At 47.3% G+C, this 22,649-nt stretch carries 22 protein-coding genes, 1 rRNA gene and 1 riboswitch; of the genes, 9 read left to right on the forward strand and 14 right to left on the reverse strand.

The features are described from left to right. Nucleotides 1–98: ribosomal RNA gene (locus BMZ28_RS16920) — 16S ribosomal RNA — on the reverse strand; the annotation flags it as partial. A 612-nt stretch (nt 99–710) separates the two neighbouring features. Between BMZ28_RS16920 and purH the strand changes: the two genes are divergently transcribed. Further along, nucleotides 711–2,300 (forward strand): bifunctional phosphoribosylaminoimidazolecarboxamide formyltransferase/IMP cyclohydrolase, encoded by a 1,590-nt coding sequence (gene purH, locus BMZ28_RS16925; protein WP_047782073.1) that lies wholly within the window; start codon nt 711–713, stop codon nt 2,298–2,300. Between the two features lie 54 nt (nt 2,301–2,354). Continuing rightward, a complete protein-coding gene (purD, locus tag BMZ28_RS16930) occupies nt 2,355–3,644 on the forward strand; it encodes a phosphoribosylamine--glycine ligase (RefSeq protein WP_047782074.1) in 1,290 nt (429 codons plus the stop codon). 71 nt (nt 3,645–3,715) lie between these two features. On the opposite strand, the gene BMZ28_RS16935 is transcribed toward purD, so the two are convergent. From BMZ28_RS16935 to nudC, 6 genes are all read right to left on the reverse strand, one after another. After that, complete coding sequence (locus BMZ28_RS16935; protein WP_074825090.1) at nt 3,716–4,372, reverse strand: DUF1481 domain-containing protein; 657 nt, start codon at nt 4,370–4,372, stop codon at nt 3,716–3,718. 53 nt (nt 4,373–4,425) lie between these two features. After that, complete coding sequence (gene hupA, locus BMZ28_RS16940) at nt 4,426–4,701, reverse strand: nucleoid-associated protein HU-alpha (protein ID WP_047782075.1); 276 nt, start codon at nt 4,699–4,701, stop codon at nt 4,426–4,428. Between the two features lie 187 nt (nt 4,702–4,888). After that, nucleotides 4,889–5,479, reverse strand: coding sequence for a YjaG family protein (locus BMZ28_RS16945; RefSeq protein WP_047782076.1), 591 nt, complete (start codon nt 5,477–5,479; stop codon nt 4,889–4,891). A gap of 72 nt (nt 5,480–5,551) precedes the next feature. After that, on the reverse strand, nt 5,552–6,226 hold the full coding sequence (nfi, locus tag BMZ28_RS16950; RefSeq protein ID WP_074825092.1) for a deoxyribonuclease V: 675 nt from the start codon (nt 6,224–6,226) through the stop codon (nt 5,552–5,554). Beyond that, the gene (hemE, locus tag BMZ28_RS16955; protein WP_047782078.1) at nt 6,219–7,283 is read right to left on the reverse strand and encodes a uroporphyrinogen decarboxylase; all 1,065 of its coding nucleotides are present in this window, start codon (nt 7,281–7,283) and stop codon (nt 6,219–6,221) included. The genes nfi and hemE overlap by 8 nt, the downstream gene beginning before the upstream one ends. Nucleotides 7,284–7,400: 117 nt before the next feature. Further along, entirely contained in the window at nt 7,401–8,174 is a 774-nt protein-coding gene (gene nudC, locus BMZ28_RS16960; RefSeq protein WP_047782079.1) for an NAD(+) diphosphatase, read from the reverse strand. 101 nt (nt 8,175–8,275) lie between these two features. Here nudC and BMZ28_RS16965 point away from each other — a divergent pair, with 101 nt between their 5' ends. The 7 genes from BMZ28_RS16965 (at nt 8,276) to thiH (ending at nt 14,574) form a co-directional block, all read left to right on the forward strand. After that, nucleotides 8,276–8,773, forward strand: a complete 498-nt coding sequence (locus BMZ28_RS16965; RefSeq protein ID WP_047782080.1) for an Rsd/AlgQ family anti-sigma factor — start codon at nt 8,276–8,278, stop codon at nt 8,771–8,773. Nucleotides 8,774–8,911: 138 nt separating this feature from the next. Next, nucleotides 8,912–9,029, forward strand: a riboswitch (TPP riboswitch). 96 nt (nt 9,030–9,125) lie between these two features. Next, on the forward strand, nt 9,126–11,060 hold the full coding sequence (thiC, locus tag BMZ28_RS16970) for a phosphomethylpyrimidine synthase ThiC (protein WP_074825095.1): 1,935 nt from the start codon (nt 9,126–9,128) through the stop codon (nt 11,058–11,060). Further along, nucleotides 11,053–11,721 carry a thiamine phosphate synthase gene (gene thiE / locus BMZ28_RS16975; RefSeq protein ID WP_074825098.1) on the forward strand — a complete coding sequence of 223 codons (669 nt, stop codon included), beginning with the start codon at nt 11,053–11,055 and terminating at the stop codon, nt 11,719–11,721. The genes thiC and thiE overlap by 8 nt, the downstream gene beginning before the upstream one ends. Before the next feature lie 2 nt (nt 11,722–11,723). Beyond that, on the forward strand, nt 11,724–12,485 hold the full coding sequence (locus BMZ28_RS16980) for a HesA/MoeB/ThiF family protein (protein ID WP_047782083.1): 762 nt from the start codon (nt 11,724–11,726) through the stop codon (nt 12,483–12,485). Continuing rightward, complete coding sequence (gene thiS, locus BMZ28_RS16985; protein ID WP_047782084.1) at nt 12,469–12,669, forward strand: sulfur carrier protein ThiS; 201 nt, start codon at nt 12,469–12,471, stop codon at nt 12,667–12,669. The genes BMZ28_RS16980 and thiS overlap by 17 nt, the downstream gene beginning before the upstream one ends. 1 nt (nt 12,670) lies before the next feature. Beyond that, nucleotides 12,671–13,450, forward strand: coding sequence for a thiazole synthase (locus tag BMZ28_RS16990; protein ID WP_074825100.1), 780 nt, complete (start codon nt 12,671–12,673; stop codon nt 13,448–13,450). Continuing rightward, nucleotides 13,450–14,574 (forward strand): 2-iminoacetate synthase ThiH, encoded by a 1,125-nt coding sequence (gene thiH / locus BMZ28_RS16995; protein WP_074825103.1) that lies wholly within the window; start codon nt 13,450–13,452, stop codon nt 14,572–14,574. The genes BMZ28_RS16990 and thiH overlap by 1 nt, the downstream gene beginning before the upstream one ends. A 55-nt stretch (nt 14,575–14,629) precedes the next feature. Here thiH and arnF read toward each other — a convergent pair whose 3' ends face one another. From arnF to arnB, 7 genes are read right to left on the reverse strand one after another with little or no spacing between them, the layout of a single operon-like run. Next, complete coding sequence (gene arnF / locus BMZ28_RS17000) at nt 14,630–15,019, reverse strand: 4-amino-4-deoxy-L-arabinose-phosphoundecaprenol flippase subunit ArnF (RefSeq protein WP_047782087.1); 390 nt, start codon at nt 15,017–15,019, stop codon at nt 14,630–14,632. Then, entirely contained in the window at nt 15,016–15,360 is a 345-nt protein-coding gene (arnE, locus tag BMZ28_RS17005) for a 4-amino-4-deoxy-L-arabinose-phosphoundecaprenol flippase subunit ArnE (RefSeq protein ID WP_047782088.1), read from the reverse strand. The genes arnF and arnE overlap by 4 nt, the downstream gene beginning before the upstream one ends. Then, nucleotides 15,357–17,012 (reverse strand): lipid IV(A) 4-amino-4-deoxy-L-arabinosyltransferase, encoded by a 1,656-nt coding sequence (gene arnT / locus BMZ28_RS17010; RefSeq protein ID WP_126468127.1) that lies wholly within the window; start codon nt 17,010–17,012, stop codon nt 15,357–15,359. Before arnT ends, arnE begins: the two co-directional genes overlap by 4 nt. Then, entirely contained in the window at nt 16,999–17,913 is a 915-nt protein-coding gene (gene arnD, locus BMZ28_RS17015; protein ID WP_074825108.1) for a 4-deoxy-4-formamido-L-arabinose-phosphoundecaprenol deformylase, read from the reverse strand. The genes arnT and arnD overlap by 14 nt, the downstream gene beginning before the upstream one ends. Before the next feature lie 2 nt (nt 17,914–17,915). Further along, nucleotides 17,916–19,895, reverse strand: coding sequence for a bifunctional UDP-4-amino-4-deoxy-L-arabinose formyltransferase/UDP-glucuronic acid oxidase ArnA (gene arnA / locus BMZ28_RS17020; protein ID WP_074825111.1), 1,980 nt, complete (start codon nt 19,893–19,895; stop codon nt 17,916–17,918). Next, nucleotides 19,892–20,875 (reverse strand): undecaprenyl-phosphate 4-deoxy-4-formamido-L-arabinose transferase, encoded by a 984-nt coding sequence (arnC, locus tag BMZ28_RS17025; protein ID WP_074825113.1) that lies wholly within the window; start codon nt 20,873–20,875, stop codon nt 19,892–19,894. The genes arnA and arnC overlap by 4 nt, the downstream gene beginning before the upstream one ends. Then, on the reverse strand, nt 20,868–22,016 hold the full coding sequence (gene arnB, locus BMZ28_RS17030) for a UDP-4-amino-4-deoxy-L-arabinose aminotransferase (protein WP_074825116.1): 1,149 nt from the start codon (nt 22,014–22,016) through the stop codon (nt 20,868–20,870). Before arnB ends, arnC begins: the two co-directional genes overlap by 8 nt. Nucleotides 22,017–22,649: the final 633 nt, after the last annotated feature.

A 22,649-nucleotide genomic window follows, 5' to 3' on the forward strand; every position in this document is an offset into this window, starting at 1 on the left:
CCGGCAAAGTAGCAAGCTACTTTCCGCTGCCGCTCGACTTGCATGTGTTAGGCCTGCCGCCAGCGTTCAATCTGAGCCATGATCAAACTCTTCAATTAAAAGCTTGATGCTCAAAGATTACTTTCGTAATAAAACGTCTGTAATAAATTACAAATGAATTACTGCTTGGTCACTCTTTAAGACTTGGTATTTTTTGTTGCTGAACACCGAAGTGTTACAGCGTGAGATACCGTCTTGTGAGTGCCCACACAGATTGTCTGATAAATTGTTAAAGAGCATGGCCAACAGTAAGCTTCGCTTGCTGTGGCACGGGCTGCGTATATTACGCTAATCCGTTTCAGAGTCAATCAATTCATTAACTCTATCGATGTCATTTCGTGAGTTGCCTCACATGCCGTTCGATGGAGGCGCATTATAGGGAGTTTATTGTCATCTGCAATAGGTAATTAGAGAAAAATGAACTGTTTGCTGCTTTACACAGCAAAACCCCACTTTATACCGACTTTCACACAGAGTTATCCACAGAACATGAAAAACAGAAAATTTCACGAGCGCGACGCAAACGTTTTCGTTACAATCTGCCTAAATAAAAATAATGGAAAATTACCGTTCACTCGTCGCCATTCGATCGGATATTTTGTTATTTTAAACTCATCCTTATATGTCTACTGTGTTTTCACTCTGAAAAAGCCAATAGGAAATTATCAGCTATGCAATCATCTCGTCCTATCCGTCGCGCCCTTCTCAGCGTTTCCGATAAAACCGGCATTGTTGAATTCGCTCAAGCGCTATCACAACGTGGCGTTAAACTGCTTTCTACCGGAGGCACGGCAAAAATGCTGGCCGATGCAGGTCTTGCCGTGACGGAAGTTTCTGACTACACCGGTTTTCCAGAAATGATGGACGGCAGAGTAAAAACGCTACACCCCAAAGTTCACGGCGGTATTCTGGGACGCAGGGGCATTGATGATGAAATCATGGCAAAGCATGCCATTGAACCTATTGATATGGTTGTGGTGAACCTCTATCCATTTGCCCAAACCGTTGCCAAGCAAGACTGTTCTTTAGCGGATGCAGTAGAGAATATTGATATTGGCGGCCCAACCATGGTGCGTTCCGCGGCTAAGAACCACAAAGACGTGGCGATTGTGGTTAACAGCCAAGACTATAACGAAATTATTAATGAGATGGATCGTTCGGGAAATGGCCTCAGCCTTGAAACCCGCTTTGATCTAGCAATTCGTGCATTTGAGCATACCGCTGCTTATGACGGTATGATTGCCAACTACTTCGGTACGCTGGTTACGCCTTATCATGGTGAAGTCGATAAGCCATCTGGCCGCTTCCCACGTACGCTCAATCTGCAATATATTAAAAAGCAGGATATGCGCTACGGAGAAAATAGCCATCAACAAGCGGCTTTCTATATTGAGGAAACGCTGAAAGAAGCCTCCGTTGCCACTGCAGAGCAACTTCAAGGTAAAGCGCTTTCCTATAACAACATTGCTGATACCGATGCTGCGCTGGAATGTGTAAAAGAGTTCAGCCAACCGGCCTGCGTTATTGTTAAACACGCTAATCCGTGTGGCGTCGCCCTTGGTGACAACATCTTACAGGCTTACGAACGCGCTTATCTCACCGATCCTACTTCAGCATTTGGCGGTATTATCGCCTTTAATCAGGAATTGGATGCTAAAACCGCGGAAGCCATTATCAGCCGGCAGTTTGTTGAAGTCATTATCGCGCCACGCATTAGTCAAGCCGCACTGGACGTATTGGCTCCAAAACAAAACATCCGTGTATTGGAATGTGGTGAATGGAGCGATCGTGTTCCAGCCTTAGATTTTAAACGCGTCAACGGTGGATTACTGGTGCAGGATCGCGATCTCGGAATGGTTGGCCAGTCAGATCTGAAAGTCGTTTCACAACGCCAACCCACCGCCAAAGAGTTAAGCGATGCCCTGTTCTGCTGGAAAGTCGCCAAGTTCGTTAAGTCTAATGCCATCGTTTATTCCCGCGATAATATGACTATTGGTATTGGCGCAGGTCAAATGAGCCGCGTGTATTCCGCCAAAATTGCCGGTATTAAGGCTGAAGATGAGAATCTACAGGTTGCCGGTGCCGTTATGGCATCCGATGCTTTCTTCCCATTCCGCGATGGTATTGATGCCGCCGCCGCCGTTGGTATTACCTGTGTGATTCAACCAGGCGGTTCTATTCGTGATGATGAAGTGATTGCTGCGGCCAATGAACATGGTATTGCGATGATCTTTACGGATATGCGCCATTTTCGTCATTAATAAGTGAATGATTCACTGCTGATATCAGGTTAAAACATTCTCGGAGCCAGAAAAATGAACATATTAATTATTGGTAATGGCGGGCGTGAACACGCTCTGGCATGGAAAGCAGCGCAATCACCGCTGGCAGATAAGGTGTTCGTGGCTCCCGGCAATGCGGGAACTGAACTGGAATCCAATCTGATTAATGTGGCTATTTCCGCCACTGATATCGATGCTCTGGTCGCTTTTGCCCAGAAAGAGAATATCGGCTTAACCATTGTCGGTCCGGAAACGCCATTAGTAATGGGCATAGTTGATGCTTTCAGAAAAGTTGGCTTGAAAATATTTGGTCCAACTCAAGCCGCAGCCCAACTTGAAGGCTCAAAGGCTTTCACCAAAGACTTTCTGGCTCGCCATGCTATTCCCAGCGCAGATTATCAGAACTTTACTGAGATTAACGCCGCGCTGGACTATATCCGCGCCAAAGGTGCACCGATTGTGATTAAGGCTGATGGCCTTGCCGCCGGTAAAGGAGTCATTGTGGCAATGACTCTGCAAGAGGCTGAAGACGCCGCTAAAGATATGCTACAGGGTAATGCCTTTGGTGATGCCGGGCACCGCATCGTGGTAGAAGAGTTTCTGGATGGAGAAGAAGCCAGCTTTATTGTGATGGTTGATGGTAAAAATGTGATACCGATGGCCACCAGTCAGGATCATAAGCGAGTTTTTGATGCCGATACCGGCCCTAATACCGGTGGTATGGGCGCTTACTCCCCTGCACCAGTGGTTACCGATGAAGTGCATAACCGCATTATGGATCAGGTGATCTGGCCAACGGTCAAAGGCATGGCAGCTGAAGGAAATACCTATACTGGTTTTCTGTATGCCGGCCTGATGATTGATAAAGCCGGTAATCCCAAAGTTATAGAATTTAACTGTCGCTTTGGCGATCCAGAAACTCAGCCCATTATGTTGCGTATGCAATCCGATTTAGTTGAACTTTGTTTAGCCGGCGTTGAAGGCAAACTCGACCAAAAAGAATCTAAATGGGATCCACGAGCATCACTGGGCGTGGTATTGGCCGCCGGTGGTTATCCTGGTGACTATAAAACCGATGATATTATTATTGGGCTTCCTCAGCAGGAAGTTGAAGGGGAAAAGGTATTTCATGCGGGAACTCGCCTGAAGGAGTGCCATGTGGTAACTCAAGGTGGTCGGGTACTCTGTGCCACTGCGTTGGGAGATACCGTTGCCGAAGCTCAGCGCCGCGCTTACCAGTTAACAGGGAAAATTAATTGGCATGGCTGCTTTTATCGTAAAGATATCGGCTATCGTGCCATTGAGCGTGAGCAAAAGTCCTGAGGTTTCTGCCCCATAGATACTAACGGGTCGCTATTGCGGCCCTTTTTTATGGGCTAATCAGAATATTGCTATCAAAAGGCGTCCAGTGAAGGTTCCCACTGACAGAAGTTTTCATTGGCGACTAACAACAGCTGAATTCCGCGCGGAGCCGTCAGCCAGGCAAGACTAATAAAGCCACCGTTACTTATTCGTTTGTTAATCCAAGACTGTTCTTCAGCAGAGAACGTTGGCGTTACCGTTTCCCCTTGGCAGGTAATAATGCTGCCATCACGAATATAACCCTGATGAAGACGAATATCGCCCGCAGACAAGGAGCGGCTTGCCATTAACGTTCGTTGTTCTTCATATTTCAGACGCAGAATATCATCAGAAGAGAGCTGTTCATTGCGTTCAGGAAGTTTGCGTTCCATAAAGCTAGGGTTACCTTCGGCGTCTAACCGTAGCAAGATCTGAGGCAGTTTTTCACTGTTTTGCACATTACTACGAATCAGGCTAAGTTTACCGGCAAGATATTCATAGTACGTTGAAATGGTTTCACCTGAATAAGGGGTATAAACCCTCATTAATCGTATTGGCTGATTGTCGCCACTGACTTTTGTCCAGACGCGCACTACGCCATTATCGGCAATATATCCTGAAGCATTTAACGTTGGCCCACGAGTCGTTGAGCCGCATCCCGCCAACATCAATAACAAACTACTGACTACAATTAATCGTTTTAGCATCATATAAAGACGAAGAAAGGGGCCAAATGCCCCTTTATCTAAATCGTAATCGGAAATTAACCTTTAACGGCTTCTTTCAGCGCTTTGCCAGAAACGAATGCTGGAACGTTAGCTGCAGCAATCTTAATTTCTTTACCAGTCTGTGGGTTACGACCAGTACGAGCATTACGGTGATTTACTTTAAATGTACCAAAACCAACCAGTTGTACTGGGTCACCATCTTTCAGAGACTCAGTAATTGCGCCTAAGGTTGATTCCAGAGCCGCTTTGGCTTGTGCTTTGGTAATACCAGCCTTATCTGCAATTACGTCAATCAGTTGAGTCTTGTTCATAAATTATCCTTACAATGTATTTTATCGCATGCAATGTATCGAATACGGGCAGGGAAAGAAAACTCTTTACCCTTTGCCTAAGCGTCTCGATAGCTACCTTTTAAAGGTAAGACAAATGTAGACCAATAGAGGACGGCTGTGAAGTATTAACATGCTATTATTTAAGCTCTGAATCACGTTTTATTATCTATTGTGTTAAATTTATACCGATATTGCTTATCGCCGCTTCTTTTAGATCGGCACGTAAGCCTTTTATCAATTCAATATCACGCTCTTCACATTCAGCCAACAGACGGAAAATTTCCCATTGAACATCCCATTCATTCTCAATAGATGGCAGGACTTTTAACTCATCCTCCGTCATTTCTCGGTTAGCTTCCGTCATTTCTAACATCGCTACGGTACGAATCGACATTTCGCTAACGGCAATGGCATGTTCCAGAGTTTCACCACTCAAATGAGCATGCAGTAGCTCACTTAGCGCAACACAAGCATCGATCGCAGGATAAACACCATATATATCAAACTGTTCAGCATCAGGAATCGCATCTTCCAGCTTTTCCAGTTGGCTATCAAAGTTAACTTTCGCATCTTTGATCACCAGCGCTTCCCAAACTAAATCGAGAATACGGCGATAAATGGCTGGATCGTTAAAACCCGTTGTCTGACAAAAAGCTTTATAATTTGGATACATACGCTCACACAGACAGGCCATAAACGTGTAGTGCTGCCAGCTGGACAATTTTTCCAAACGCAGGTGTATTGGATTACGCAACATGAAAAGATCTCATTAATTAAAAAATATAGAGGGCAGTGCCCTGATATAGAACAGCAGCATGTACGTTGTGTACTATCCCTGCTGCGACTGCCAGCGCACAAATGCAGGTCGACGTGAAGCAATGGCGTCAGCCCAACGAGTGGGTTCCGGTAAACGATACCCTCGCATACAGCGCTTAACCCAATTTAATGCCGTTTCCTGACTAATTTTGTGTCCAACTGATATAAAGAGTGGTTTACAGCGAATCTTACTGTTCCATACCCAACCAATCTGTTCTTCTTTATCAATTAACCGTGCCAGATCGCCAACTTCATCGCCCAATGCTTGAAACTGACCGCACAAGCGGCTCTTCGCCACACCAATAGTCGGCACATCAACCAACAGGCCAAAATGACTGGCAACCCCAAGACGGCGTGGATGAGCAATACCTTGTCCATCGACAAAAACCAATTGAGGTTTAATCACCAACTGTTGCCATGCGGCAACCAGCGCCGGGCATTCACGAAAAGAGAGCAAACCGGGAATATAGGGAATAGACGTTGGAATTCTGGCAACTTGATACTCTACCAACTCCAATGAGGGATAACGCAATATGGCAATTGCCGCCCGGGTAATGGTTCCACCCTGCTCAAAACCAACATCGGCACCAGCGATCCATTCCGGTTCAGTAAAACCCAGCCGATCGCTTCGCACAATCAGCTGGGCCTTTTCAGTCTGCTCAGCGCGTAACGCAGCAGTATCAATCATGGTATTGACGGGAGAGCTTATGCACGGCTTCAACGAATACGCCAGCATGCTCAGGCGGTACATCCTGATGAATACCGTGTCCTAGGTTGAATACGTGACCCTCTCCGGCACCAAACCCGGCTAAAATACTCGCCACTTCCTGCTCAATTCGCGCCGGAGGTGCATACAGCATCGATGGGTCCATATTGCCTTGCAGCGCAACACGGTGACCAACACGTTGACGAGCATCGGCAATATCGGTCGTCCAGTCCAATCCCAGAGCATCACAGCCGGTATCGGCCATCGCTTCCAGCCACTGACCGCCGCCTTTGGTAAACAAGGTCACCGGTACCCGACGTCCGTCATATTCACGGATTAGGCTATCAATAATTTTATGCATGTAGACCAAAGAGAACTCGCGATAATCTCGTCCGGTCAATACGCCGCCCCAAGTGTCAAAAATCATTACCGATTGAGCACCGGCCTTAATCTGTGCATTCAGGTATAAAATAACGCTGTCCGCGATCTTGTCCAATAGCTTATGGAGCGTAGGTCCGTCGGAATACATCATTTTCTTAATTTTAGTGAAGGCTTTACTGCTGCCGCCCTCAATCATATACGTCGCTAACGTCCACGGACTGCCGGAGAACCCAATTAAAGGTACCTCTCCAGCCAGATTACGGCGAATGGTACGCACCGCATTCATCACGTAGCCCAGCTCTTGTTCTGGATCGGGAATCGGCAGGCGATCGACATCAGCACGACAGGTAATCGGGCGTTCAAAGCGCGGGCCTTCACCGGTTTCAAAGTACAAACCTAATCCCATCGCATCAGGAATAGTGAGAATATCGGAAAACAGAATCGCGGCGTCTAATGGGTAACGGCGCAATGGTTGTAAAGTAACTTCACAGGCCAACTCAGCATTTTTGCATAAAGACATAAAATCGCCGGCTTCAGCCCGCGTTGCCTTATATTCTGGTAAATAGCGACCGGCCTGACGCATCATCCAAACTGGTGTAACATCAACTGGCTGACGTAATAGTGCACGCAGATAACGATCGTTTTTTAATTCACTCATTATTTTTATCCTTCAGGTATCGCGCGCATTATAGCATGCGAGAAACGCTTCCTATACCAACCGGCTATATTACTACATCTACCAGAGTAATTGCCGCTAAAATGCCAGAAATACGACTTAACTTGACTCTGCCCGACACAGTGCGATGGTATCTTCAATTAATCTGCGAGCAATCGTCCCCGGAGGAGGGAGCTGCGGCAGTTTTTCATAATGGAACCAATCAGCATCCAGTAGTTCGGAAGTATCAATTTTCAACTCCCCACTCTCGTAATCCGCCAGATAAGCCATCATCAGTGAATGAGGAAATGGCCAGGGTTGAGAAGAGATATAACGCAGATTTTTTATCTTGAGATTACTCTCCTCCATCACTTCTCTCGCCACCGCCTGTTCCAGCGTTTCGCCCACTTCAACAAAGCCAGCCAGCGCAGTATAGATTCCCCCGCGATGGCGACTATGCTGCGCCAATAAAATCTTATCGTCACGTCGGATAGCGACAATAATGCAGGGCGCAATCTGCGGATAATAGCGTTGTCGGCAATGATCGCACAGGCAAGCCCATTCCCGATCGCTGATAGACATTTTTTGCCCGCAATAACCGCAGAACTGATGAGCGCGATAAAATTCTGCCAGTTGCACCGCACGTCCGGCGAGCTGAAATAGACCTCGATCTTCATTCAGTAGTTGGCGCACCGATGCCATCTCTTTATCGCGTTCCTGACACACCAACCAAACCGCTTCACTTTGCCATTCGCCAATACGATGTGCTGTTGTTCCCTTTAAACCAAAATCCTGCGCATAACCATGGGGAATCTCACCTTTCGGCAGCCATAATTTGCCTGCATGACTCAATAGCCACCAGCCTAATTCATTACCCTGTAATTGTTGCTCCATAACCGTCTTGCTCAACCTCTTATTTACTGGCAATCTAACAACAATAGATTTACATTAGCTTAACTTTTTCTTTTACTAACATCGATCTATCTGGGACTTATATGCTAAACCGACTAGAAAGCTTAGCCGAGCGCGTTGGCGGCACAAATAAACTGATTGACCAATGGTTAGAATCTCGCAAAAACCTGCTGGTAACCTATTACCGTCTGGTTGGTATTAAACCAAACAAAGAAAAAAATATCCCCCTCGACGAAAAAGCGCTGATCGATTTCGGTCACCACTTGGTCGATTATCTTTCTTCCTGCCATTTCCATATCTATGACAAAATTATTATTCAGGAAGAAGGTGCTAAGAGCCCTAATTTAGCTATCGCCGCAAGAATCCATCCTCGTCTGGAAGAAAACACCGAAAATATTATGGCCTTCTATGATAGCTATGTCGAAAAAGGCATTAATGAAGACACCATATTACAGTTGGATAAAGATCTTTCAACGGTCGGTGAACTGTTAGAAAAACGCTTTACTCTGGAAGACAAATTGATTCAGGAAGCGACTAGCCGTTGGCTTAGCCATCACGCATCTGATGAGGCAGCAAAATAATTTATTTGCGCCGCCCATCCCTTGTTTAATGATGAATGGGCGTGAATACTACATTCGTTCAGGTATCGGTTAGCCGCAAAACTCGCTTGTAGTTTTTGTTGGCTTACCTATACTGTGTTTCATCACCTTTACCGGTGTTTTATCTTGTCGGAGTGCCTAGCGTTGCTTTTACAGAACGCAGGCTGAGACCGTTAATTCGGGATCCGCGGAACCTGATCGGGCTAATACCCGCGAAGGGAACAAGAGTAATTCCATTTAGATAAGTCGAAAAAACCTACGTAATTTCCGCCTTATCGTTACTCCCTCTCCGAACTCCGGACAAGCAATCCTTAATGTATTTTAGGAGTTTGCTATGTCTAACCGAAGAACCCAACGCGCTCAGGCGCAGCAATTTATCGACCAGCTACAGGGGAATGCTTTCCCTAATTCCCGGCGTATTTACCTACAGGGCTCCCGAGCCGATCTACGCGTCCCTATGCGTGAAATTCAACTCTCTCCCACACTGCTTGGCGGCAGTAAGCAGCAACCGGAATATGAAGATAATGAAGCGATACCGGTTTATGATACTTCCGGCCCCTATGGCGATCCTCAGGCAACACTGGACGTCAGAAGCGGCTTATCCCCTTTACGTAAAGCCTGGATTGAAGATCGCAACGATACCGAACAACTCCATCACGTCAGTTCTCAATTTACCCAGCAGCGACTGGCTGATGAAGGCTTAGATCACCTGCGCTATACCCATCTTCCTGCGCCGAAAAAAGCCAAACCCGGTAAACGCGTCACCCAGCTCCATTACGCCAGAGCAGGTATTATCACACCGGAAATGGAATTTATTGCCCTGCGGGAGAATATGGGACGGGAACGCATTCGCACCGACGTATTAAAACAGCAACATTCCGGCCAAGGCTTTGGTGCCTCGTTACCAGAGAATATTACCCCGGAGTTTGTACGCGATGAAGTCGCCGCCGGGCGAGCCATCATTCCGCTGAATATTAACCATCCTGAATCGGAACCGATGATTATTGGCCGTAACTTTCTGGTGAAGGTCAACGCCAACATTGGCAACTCAGCTCTAACCTCCTCAATCGAAGAAGAAGTCGAAAAATTAGTTTGGTCAACTCGCTGGGGAGCCGATACGGTGATGGATCTGTCAACCGGCCGCTATATTCATGAAACCCGAGAGTGGATTATTCGTAATAGTCCGGTGCCCATTGGTACCGTGCCGATTTATCAGGCTTTAGAAAAGGTCAACGGCATCGCAGAAAACCTGAACTGGGAGGTGTTTAAAGATACCCTGATTGAGCAGGCCGAACAGGGGGTAGACTACTTCACCATTCATGCCGGTGTTTTGCTGCGATATGTACCAATGACGGCCAAACGCCTGACCGGTATCGTTTCGCGCGGCGGCTCGATTATGGCGAAATGGTGCTTGTCTCATCATCAGGAAAACTTTCTTTATCAGCACTTCCGTGAAATCTGCGAAATCTGTTGCCAGTATGACGTTTCCCTCTCTCTCGGCGATGGCTTACGCCCCGGTTCGATTCAGGATGCCAATGATGAAGCCCAGTTTGCGGAACTACATACTTTAGGTGAGCTGACTAAAATTGCCTGGGAATACGATGTACAAGTGATGATTGAAGGCCCCGGTCACGTGCCGATGCATATGATTCATCGCAATATGACTGAACAGCTTGAGCACTGTCATGAAGCGCCATTTTATACCTTAGGGCCACTAACCACCGATATTGCACCGGGATACGATCATTTTACCTCCGGTATCGGTGCCGCCCTGATTGGCTGGTTCGGCTGTGCCATGCTGTGTTATGTCACACCGAAAGAACATCTTGGATTACCCAATAAAGAAGACGTTAAGCAAGGGCTCATTACCTACAAAATTGCTGCCCATGCCGCCGATTTAGCGAAAGGTCATCCGGGAGCCCAAATTCGCGATAATGCCATGTCCAAAGCGCGCTTTGAGTTCCGTTGGGAAGATCAGTTTAATTTGGCCTTAGACCCAGAAACCGCCCGCAGTTATCACGATGAAACGCTGCCTCAGGCCTCCGGTAAAGTTGCTCACTTCTGCTCAATGTGCGGGCCAAAATTCTGCTCAATGAAAATATCTCAAGAAGTACGGGAGTTCGCTAAAGGTCAGGTGCAGGAAGAAAATACCGCAGCCAAAGCCAACGGTATGGCAGAGATGTCCGATATCTTTCGCGCTCGCGGTAGTGAGCTTTACCACCCGGCCTCACAGGATCAGATCATCGTAAAGGAGCACCAGCATGACTGACCGCGGATTAACCGGACTCCCTCCTCTGCCGGATACGCCATTTCTGCCAACTGAGAAACATTTGGGTCTGTATCCAGTGGTCGATACGTTGGAATGGCTCGAACGCTTGCTCAATGCAGGCGTCACCACCATTCAATTGCGTATCAAAGATAAGCAGGAATCCGATGTTGAAGCGATTATCCGTCAGGCTATTGAACTGGGTAAGCGTTTTAACGCCAGACTGTTTATTAATGATTACTGGCGACTGGCGGTAAAACACGGCGCTTATGGTATTCATCTGGGGCAAGAGGATTTACTGACCAGCGACCTGAAAGCCATTCATCAGGCTGGTTTGCGCTTGGGTGTGTCTACGCATGATGATCAAGAGTTGGCGCGGGCGGTGGCTATTCGCCCTTCCTATATTGCTTTAGGACATATCTTCCCTACACAAACCAAAGATATGCCATCAGCGCCGCAAGGCTTACAGGAGTTGAAGCGCCACGTTGCCTCAATCCCTGATTACCCTACGGTAGCCATTGGCGGTATTAGCATTGATAAAGTCGATGCCGTTTTGGATTGCGGTGTAGGTAGCATTGCCGTGGTTAGCGCCATTACTCAAGCTCCAGACTGGCAACAAGCGACGGCGCAGCTACTGTCAATGATTGAGCATCGGGAGCGTTAATCATGTTAAATGATGGCGAATTCTTACGTTATAGCCGTCAGCTACTGTTGGAAGATATTGGACCGGAAGGCCAGATGAAACTCAAACAGTCTACGGTATTAATCGTAGGCTTGGGTGGTCTTGGCTCGCCGGTGGCGCTCTATCTGGCCGCCGCCGGTGTGGGAACCATTCTTCTGGCTGACGATGACACACTTCATCTGACCAATCTTCAGCGTCAGATCCTGTTCCGCACGCAGGATCTGCGGCGCGGCAAAGCTGAATTGGCCAAAGAGCAGCTACAGGCGCTTAATCCACAGCTTAACTATCAAGTTCTGACGGAACGGCTGACGGAAGATAATTTAGAGGACATCCTCCAGCAAACGGATCTGGTACTGGACTGCTGTGACAATATGGCGACCCGCCATGCGGTTAACGCGGCCTGTATTAAGCATCGAGTTACGTTAGTTAGCGGCAGCGCCGTTAGCTTCAGCGGACAACTGCTGGTACTCAATCCCCCGTTTACCCACGGTTGCTATGCCTGCCTTTACCCCGATCGGACAGAACCCTCTCGTAACTGTCGTACCGCCGGAGTACTTGGCCCGATGGTGGGTGCCGTTGGTTCGCTACAGGCGCTGGAAGCCATAAAAATACTGTCGGGAATGCCTTCTGCACTGGACGGTAAACTGCAACTTTTTGATGGCAAAAAGCACCAATGGACCTCGCTGCAACTGCGTCGCGATCCTGCCTGTGCCGTATGCGGAGGTCAGCATGCAAATATCGGTTAATGACCAGATGATAGAAGTATCAAACCATCTGACGGTGGCTTTGCTGCTGGAGCAGTTGGGTAAATCGACTTCAGGTATGGCGGTGGCGATTAATCAAGAGATACAGCCGCGCACCTGTTGGGATAGCCGTTTATTAAACAGCGGCGACAACGTGTTACTGTTTCAGGCTATTGCCGGAGGTTGATATGTTAACGATTGCAGACGTTACATTTACATCACGTCTATTTGTTGGTACCGGAAAGTTTTCATCGCCGAGCGTTATGGAACAGGCTATCGCTGCTTCCGGCTCACAGCTAGCCACCATGGCCATGAAACGCGTCGACCTGAATAAGACCGATGACGCTATTCTGGCCCCATTACAGCGTTTAGGCATTCGGCTGTTACCCAATACGTCCGGCGCCAAAACGGCAGCCGAAGCGGTATTTGCCGCTCAGTTGGCGCGAGAAGCATTAGGAACCCATTGGGTAAAGCTGGAGATTCATCCTGATGCGCGCTACCTGCTACCCGACCCGATTGAAACGCTAAAAGCGGCGGAGCAGTTAGTCAAACTGGGGTTTGTTGTGCTGCCCTATTGTGGTGCCGACCCGGTGTTATGTAAGCGGTTGGAAGAAGTTGGCTGTGCCGCCGTGATGCCGTTGGGTGCGCCTATCGGCTCCAATCTCGGCCTGATCACCAAAGAATTTCTGAACATTATTATTGAACAGTCCTCCGTTCCGGTGGTGGTTGACGCAGGTATTGGCAGCCCCAGCCATGCTGCCCAGGCGCTGGAATTAGGTGCCGATGCGGTTCTGGTGAATACCGCCATTGCCGTAGCCCGAGATCCCGTCGGGATGGCCAATGCTTTCCGACTGGCAACGGAAGCCGGCAGTCTGGCGAAACAATCCGGATTAGGCAGCGTGCGCCACGATACCCGCGCATCGGCCTCCAGCCCATTGACCTCATTTCTCGCTCAAGCAGGTGCCTGATGAAAAATGAATTTCGTCATCATTGGCAGCAACTGGACTGGGATGATATTTCGCTGACCATCTACAGTAAAACCGCCGCCGATGTGGAGCGGGCGCTCAATGCCCATATTCGTTCCCGCGATGACTTTATGGCGCTGATTTCCCCCGCGGCTCAGCCCGATCTGGAAACAATGGCTCAGGAAGCGCAACGTTTAACCCGTATACGCTTTGGCAATACCATCAGTTTCTACGCCCCTCTCTACCTGTCTAATCTTTGCGCCAATGACTGTACTTATTGCGGCTTTTCAATGAGCAACCAAATTAAGCGTAAAACCCTTAATACTCAAGAGATTGAAATGGAATGTGCCGCATTAAACGCCATGGGTTACGAACATCTGCTGCTGGTGACCGGAGAGCATCAGAGTAAAGTCGGTATGGCTTACTTTCGCCAGCATTTACCGGCTATTCGCAGCAAGGTCAGTTCACTGATGATGGAAGTCCAACCGCTGTCTACCCAAGATTACGCCGAACTCAAGGGCTTAGGATTGGATGCGGTTATGGTATATCAGGAAACGTATCACGCCCTGACCTATCAACAGCATCATCTTCGCGGCAATAAACAGGACTTTTTCTGGCGACTGGCTACGCCAGAAAGGTTGGGACAGGCCGGAATAGATAAAATTGGACTGGGTGCCCTGATTGGGCTTTCCGCTGACTGGCGTACCGACTGTTATTTTCTGGCAGAGCATCTGAGCTATTTGCAAAAGCACTACTGGCAAAGTCGCTATTCCATCTCTTTTCCACGCCTGCGCCCCTGCGCTGGCGGGATTGAGCCAGCTTCATTGATGAGCGATGCCCAACTGGTACAGCTTATCTGTGCCTTTCGCCTGTTCGCCCCGGACGTCGAACTGTCTCTTTCGACGCGAGAGTCGCCCCACTTTCGCGATCATGTAGTCCCTTTGGCGATAAATAGCGTGAGTGCTGGCTCCAAAACTCAACCCGGTGGTTATGCCAATAATACCCCGGAGCTGGAACAGTTTGCTCCCCACGATAACCGTTCCCCACAGCAAGTCGCAGACGCGTTATATGCCCGAGGATTACAACCGATATGGAAAGACTGGGACGGATTTCTGGGACGTAATTAAACATATAAGCGTAGCGCCAAAAGACCGACGCTACGCTTATTATTCAATCAGATCATCAAGATGATTGGCTGCGTGGGCGGTTAATCACCCATACGCCAATAATAATCACCACAATGCCTGCGGTACGAATAAAGGAGAATGGTTCCTGGAACCAAGGTAGCAGTATTGCCCCGAGATATACCACACCATAGCTAATGCTCAATAACGGATAAGCCTTATTCAGTGGCAAATAGCGCAGGGTAAAAAACCAACAGACCATCGAAAGTACATAAAACAGGATACCGCAGCCAACGGCCAATAAAGGCAGAATAAAATCAGACAGCTGACTCAACCATCCCATTTCAACCAGCAGCGATTGGGGCAGCTGGGTCATGCCCCATTTCATTAGTAGCTGAGCGCAGCTGGCCAATAAAATACTGCCAACCGCCCATCCATATCCTTTCATAGGCCGCGACTCATTAAAAATATACCCAACATAATTAGTCCAATGCCAATCCAGTGTTGTTTATCGGTGGGCTCGCCAAAAACATAGCGAGCGCACAGGGTTACCAGCACAAAATTCAGGCTAATCATCGGATAGGCCACGCTGAGGGGGAGCAATTGCAACACCCTCAGCCACACCAGCATCGCCACGCCCAGCAATAACGCGCTGAGAAATAGCCAATACAGCGTTACCCTGAGTCGGGATGACTCAGGATGGCTCTGCCAACGTTGCGCCGCTACCTTTTGACTAAGCTGTCCACAGCAGGTCAAGATACTGACGATAAACAACAACAGATAACTCATTGTTCAGTTTGCTTATAAAACAGTAATGCCGTGCGTTGATTTTGCACCACGGAGTCTGCTTTAGGCAATCGAACATCAACTGCTTCGCCTTTTCCTAAACGAATCACCAATGAGACGTTACCTTGTTGACGCGCTTTAGCTAACCAGTCAGGAAAAAGGTTCGCAGGAATATATCGCAGCCCGGTATCCGGATAATCCAGACCATAGCTGACCTCGCCTTTGACATCATACAGAATGACATCATCACGATTTAATTCCCATGCAATGCCGGAGGCAATACCGGTCGTTTCCGCCAAGATATAACGGCTATTTTGCAGTTGGCTGATATTTTCAGACACGAATGCCTGCGGTTGCTTTGAATCCATCACCTGCTGAGGAATCGCATAACCATATAATAATGCCAATATCACCGGTGCCGCCGCAGCCAAGCTCCAACGTTTTAATGGCGAAGTGAAGGTAATGATCCCCACCAAGGCCCAACAGCCAAAGCAGATCATACCAATCACCGCTTTTGACCATTCGGCAGGGAGAAACACTCTGGCATTAGGTAAAACGTCGCTGGACATCACCCATATCGCAACCACGCCGACTATGCCAAAAATGGTATTAATCACCGCATTAGTTTTCAGTGCTCGAGTAGAACCAGACTGAATATATCCCTGTACCCATGACGCCATTAAAATGGCCAGCGGAGCAAAACACGGCAGGATGTAAGTCGGCAGTTTTCCTTTAGCAATACTGAAAAACAGGAATGGCATCACCATCCAGCCTAACAAATAAAACAGTTCTGGCTGCTGCTTCCTTTCTTTCCACCCTTTAAATAAAGCGCCAGGGAGCAAAGCCAACCAAGGCAAAGTACCGCCCAGTAGAATCGGAAAGTAATACCAGAATGGCGCTTTATGCTGAGCATTCTGTTCAGCAAAGCGTTGAACATGCTCAACCCAAAAGAAATAGCGCCAGTAGTCAGGTTCCTGCCAGTGAATAGCCAGAACCCATGGCAAACTGATCAGCCCCGCTGCAATAATCGCCATTGGGCCAAAAATAAATAACTCTTTTAACCGTTTTTGAGTAATCACATAGGGCAGTACGCTAATCACCGGAATCGCTAAGGCCAAAAAGCCTTTCGTCAGGAAACCCATACCAGAGGCAAAGCCTAACAAAATATAAGCGATTAATTTCTGGCGATTGTTGGTGGCTTTTATCGTTAAATAAAAGCTGGCCATGGCCGCAGTCACCCAAAGGGTTAAAATAGGATCCAGAATGGCATATCCACCAATACTGAATACTAATACGCTGGAAAGATAGATAATCGTCGCCAGATAACCACCGCGACGATCGTTAAGAATACGTGATGCCAGCCAGTAAACCAGCAAAGCACTCAATGCAATACTTAACGATGAGCCAAACCTAACGGCAAAGTTATTATGGCCAAATAACCATTGGCTAATGTTATTCATCCAATAGCCGGCAACAGGCTTCTCAAAATATCTGACCCCCATAAAGTGAGGGACAACCCAATCGCCTCTTGCCAGCATTTCCCGACTGATCTCTGCATAGCGAGTTTCATCCGGCTGCCACAGCAAATGAAGACTGGATGGAATCAAATAAACCAAGCCAAAAAACAACGCCAACAACCAATTACATACTCTCATTCGAACCCTCATAAAGAGATTGGCACCCCAGCCAGCCTTCTCGACCGGCAAAAGAAGAACGCACCACTAAACCAATAGGTAATTGAGCCATATCTTCGGGGAGTAGCTGACCAAGAGGACAAAACTGCATACCGGCTTGCGACATTCTGCTCAGCAATTGATCAAACGCATCAGCCTTTACAATACCTTCCACCTCGGCATGAATAGTATAAACCGGTGTTCCGGTATCCCGCTGCATGGCTTGGAGAATGAAATCATTAAAGTCAGGGTCGGAAACCTCACTACCGATAACTTCATCATAGGTTGGCAGCGTAACCGGAATTTGTACCGTACCCACTTTTCCATTACTCAATACCGGGCGAAATGGCTCTCTTCCGCGACAGTCACTGTTATAGGCAAAAGCAAAAGGTTCTTTAACATCGACCACCCGTTGATCGGCACGCCATCCCGCAGCCGCAGAACAATTCACCGGGCGCTGTAAAATTTGTTCCAGCATCTCGGCGCCTAATCGAACCTGTCGAGTCAGCTCATCTTCACTCCAGCGTTCAACATTGGCTTGCCAACCATGATGATCCCAAGCGTGCAAACCCATTTCATGACCTTTATCGGCGGTATCTCGTATTATTTGTCCCTGAGAGGCACCAATAACACGACCGGGCCATGCGGTACCCGCCAGTAAAATATCCCAGCCATAAAGAGATGCGGCATTGGAACGCAACATCTTCCATAAAAAACGGGGACGCAAAAGGCGCCATAAATGGCGCCCCATATTGTCCGGGCCAACGCTGAAAAAGAAACTTCCCTGAATTCCGTGCTTCTCCAGTAAAGATAACAACCGTGGTACGCCTTCACGCGTACCACGTAAGGTATCTACATCAATCCGCAGACCTATCTTTTTCATTGCTATTTACCGTCATCACATTCAACCGTACGCAAGAAGAAATCTAATGTTTCCTCTACCGTCTGATGCATGTCAATGGTTGGTTTCCAGTTAAGCAAACGTTCAGCGTTTTTAATGCTCGGTTTTCTATGTTCAACATCTTGATAGCCTTTACCGTAATAGTTCCCGCTCTCAATCACCTTAAAGCCGGCAAACGGAGGGAATTGCGACCGTAACGGGTGCTTCTCAAAGCAATCCAACAGCATTTCAGCCAATTCACGAATGCTGGCCTCATTCACCGGGTTACCTATATTGATAATTTGACCGTCACATTTTCCGCCCTGATTTTCAATAATGCGGAATAGTGCCTCGATGCCATCGTTAATGTCGGTAAAACAGCGCTTTTGCTGACCGCCATCCACCAGATTAATTGGTGAACCTTCAACCAGATTAAGGATCAACTGAGTAATCGCCCGTGAACTACCGATTCTGGCCGCATTCAGATTATCCAAACGAGGTCCCATCCAGTTAAACGGACGGAATAAGGTAAATCTCAGCCCTTCTTTAACACCGTAAGCCCAAATAACCCGGTCTAACAGTTGTTTAGAAATAGAATAAATCCAGCGCTGCTTATTGATTGGCCCAACAATCAAGCGTGAGTTGTCTTCATCGAATTCTTTATCATCGCACATACCATAAACTTCAGAAGTGGATGGGAAAATAATGCGCTTCTTATATTTCACACAGTCACGCACAATTTTTAAGTTTTCTTCAAAATCCAGCTCGAACACTCTTAAAGGATTACGGGTATATTCAATTGGCGTGGCGATCGCCACCAGCGGTAATATCACATCACATTTCTTAATGTGGTATTCAATCCACTCGGAATGGATACTGATATCGCCCTCCACAAAGTGGAAATGAGGATTACCAATAAAGCGTTCAATGGCATCTGAGCTGATGTCTAATCCATAAATTTCATAATTATCATCACGCAGCAGGCGTTCTGTCAGATGGTTACCGATAAAACCGTTCACGCCCAAGATCAGAACGCGGGTGCGGCGTTGTAAGCCGGCACGCGGTTTAGTTCCCAGAACTGTTCCACTCACCAGACCAACTTCTAATGCCAACTGAGCCCCTTGAACATAGAGTCCAGAGTTCCCTTGCCCTGAGATAACTTCTAACGCCCCTTTACCACAAGCAATTTGCAATGGAGAGGTCGAAATAATGGTACCCGGCTGATAAGCATGTTCAATATCCAAAACACGCGAACGCCAAATGGTCATTCTCTTTTTGCCGTGAACCGTAAACGCACCGGGATAAGGGTCGGTTACCGCACGCACCAGGTTATAGATCGTTTGTGCTGGCTGTGCCCAATGGATTTCACCATCTTCCGGTCTACGACGACCAAAATAGCTAGCCTGAGACTCATCTTGCTTATGCAGTTTAAACTCAGAACGTTTAATCGCAGGAAGTAACTCAGCCAACAGATGGGCTGCCGCATCACGTAGCTTTCCGTGTAGTGTTAAGGCGGTATCCTGATTATCAATCGCCACTTTCGACTGACCGACGATATCGCCAGCATCCGCTTTAGCCGTCATCTGGTGCAGCGTAACCCCGGTTTCAGTTTCACCATTGACCAGCACCCAGTTAGCTGGAGCACGGCCACGATAGCGCGGCAGCAAAGAACCATGCAGGTTATAAGCCCCCTTTGGCGCTAACGATAAAATGTCATCGCAGAGCAAGTCGCGATAGTAAAAAGAGAAAATAATATCCGGCGCATACTCACGAATGTGGTTTACCCATAAAGGATGATTAACATCTTCTGGTGCAAAAACGGGTAAGCCAAGTTCCGCGCCTTTGTGAGCGACCGAAGAAAAAAACCGGTTCTCACCTGGGTTGTCTACATGAGTAAACACCGCCTGTACATCATACCCAGCAGCAACCAAGGCTTCCAATCCAGCACAACCTATATCATGGTAGGCAAATACGATAGCTTTCATTCATTCTCTTCCTGATTGTTAACCTGATTCTGTTCACCAACAATTTTCTGAATAAAGTAGCGGGGGCGCGCCCGAACATCGGTATAAATCCGTCCGATGTATTCACCAAGCAGCCCCATCCCAATAAACTGGGCACCGATAAACATAAACAGCACGGCAAATAGCGTAAATACACCTTCCGCCGCCCATGTAGGACCAAAAATTAATCTCAGCACAATCAGAACCACTGCCAGAGTAAATCCCGACAGCGCCACAATACTGCCTAAGACACTTAACAAACGTAACGGTGTGGTGGTCAGGCAGGTAAGCAGGTCATACATCAGATTGATCAGCTTCATTAAGCTGTATTTGGAATCACCAAATTCACGTTCAGCATGCCGAACTTCTATTTCTGTGGTATGACGAGCAAAGGTATTGGCCAGAATAGGAATAAAAGTGCTACGTTCATGGCAGTGCAACATCGCCTCAATGATATGGCGACGATAGGCGCGTAACATACAGCCGTAATCCCCCATACTTTTGCCGGTCGCGCGTTGGATCATCATATTGATAATTTTGGAGGCCGTTTTACGGAACCATGAGTCTTGACGGTTCGCTCTAACGGTACCCACTACATCGTAGCCTTGCTCAGCCACTTCAACCAGACGAGGAATTTCTTCCGGCGGATTCTGTAAGTCAGCATCTAAGGTAATGACCAAATCACCGCTGACCTGATTAAAACCGGCCATAATGGCCGAATGTTGACCATAGTTTCGGTTCAGCAATACTGCAATAACGTGGCTACCCGGTTCTTCCGCGGCCGCGGTCAACATATCGCCGGATGCATCGGTGCTGCCATCATCAACCAAAATAATTTCGTATTGTTGTTTCAATTGCTTACAGGCAGCAATGGTGCGAGACAATAAGGTTGGTAAACTTTCTTGTTCGTTATAAACGGGAATAACTACAGAAACTTTGGATATCTTCTGCAAATCATCCATTGGAACGCTCCAGGATCTCTTTCATCGTACGAATAACGCGATCGACATCGGCAAAGTTCATATCGGGGAACAGAGGTAATGAACATATGCGAGCCGAATTCCATTCGGTGGCAGGAAGGTGAACATCGGAATAACGTTCACGATAATATTTTTGAGTATGCGCCGCGCGGAAATGCAAGCCGGTGCCAATACCGCGCTCTTTTAAGGCAGCCATAAAGTCATCGCGTGAAATGCCACAACGTTCAGGATCAACACGAACAATAAACAGGTGCCAACCGTGTTGATGGGAATATTCTGGTATGCCTAATGGAACAACAGGAAGCCCAGCGATTTTCTCTAAATAATATTCAGCCAGCGCTTTACGCTTTGCATTAAGCTCAGGTAAACGGTGTAACTGAACCAGCGCAATGGCAGCATTAATGTCCGCTAAATTATATTTAAAGCCCGGCTCAATAACTTCAGCCTGCGGTGAGCGCCCCTGAACCATACGGTCAAAAGCATCAACGCCTAAACCATGGAATTTGAGACTGCGGATACGATTAGCTAATGCCGGATCGTCAGTGACAACCATCCCACCTTCAGCACAGGTCATATTCTTAATAGCGTGAAATGAGAAAATCGCGGTACCGGTCGCACCAATCCACTGCTCTTTATATTGAACGCCAACCGCGTGGGCAGCATCCTCAATCAACATGATGTTATGGCGCTGGGCAACGTCCCGAATGGGATCTAAATCAACCGGCGCACCGGCATAATGTACTGGAATAATCGCTTTGGTTCTTGGGGTAATCGCCGCTTCAATCGCTTGAGCATCCACCATCAATGTTTCGGGGTCTACATCCACCATTACCGGCGTCGCCCCCAGTAATTCAATCATATTCAGAGTAGAAACCCAGGTTTGAGAAGGTGTAATCACCTCATCCCCTTTACCAATACCTAATGCCAGTAAGGTAACGTGCATCCCGCCAGTGGCAGAACAAACCGATATTGCGTACTTACAGCCAAACGTTTTACAAAATTGTTCTTCTAATAATTGGTTTTTAGGCCCAGTGGTAATCCATCCAGAACGCAACACTTCTGTCACGGCAACAATTTCTTGCTCCCCCATCGCTGGACGAGAAAAAGGTAAGAATTGCTCCATAAATTAACATCCTAATCTCATAATTAATAAAGAGAAAACCTGATAATGCCGAGACCCAGCAAAAATCATGCTGAATTATAGACCAGGAAAAATTAAGAGAATCTTAAGCAATTTAAATTGTTAAACATTTTTAATAGCAATAATGCATTCATTTCTTTAGGCTTTCGCATTATGCATACGCGCCATTCCAGCTATTTCAAGAGTGCTAGCGCAGTGATGTCATCCAAAAACCACATTATATAAGCCAATAAACGCTAAATTTATTTTTAAAGAAATTCACAACAGCTTAAAAAACGAGCGTTTTAAAAAAACTTCACAGAATTTTGATACCGAATGCAGCCCATCAAAGAAGGTTAAGAGACAGCGCGCAATTTGGAGAAATGAGAATCGATTGTATAAAAGACAACCGCCATAATTGAAATGTAACGAGTTATACCACTCGCGACCAAAGTTCCCCCGGACTTTGTATCGAGATGACCGGAGCTATAATTAAAATCAATATTGAATTGTAGCTCCGGTCTTTCTTTGGATTGTTCCTGAGTAAAAATCCGCCTTCATAGAAGGCGGCATTGCTTTGGCGCCCCTGAGGGGCGTACTAAGCTCGAACCCATAGGGCCCTCGCTTCACATCCCT

The organism is Pragia fontium DSM 5563 = ATCC 49100 (assembly GCF_900112475.1).
GTDB lineage: Bacteria > Pseudomonadota > Gammaproteobacteria > Enterobacterales > Enterobacteriaceae > Pragia > Pragia fontium.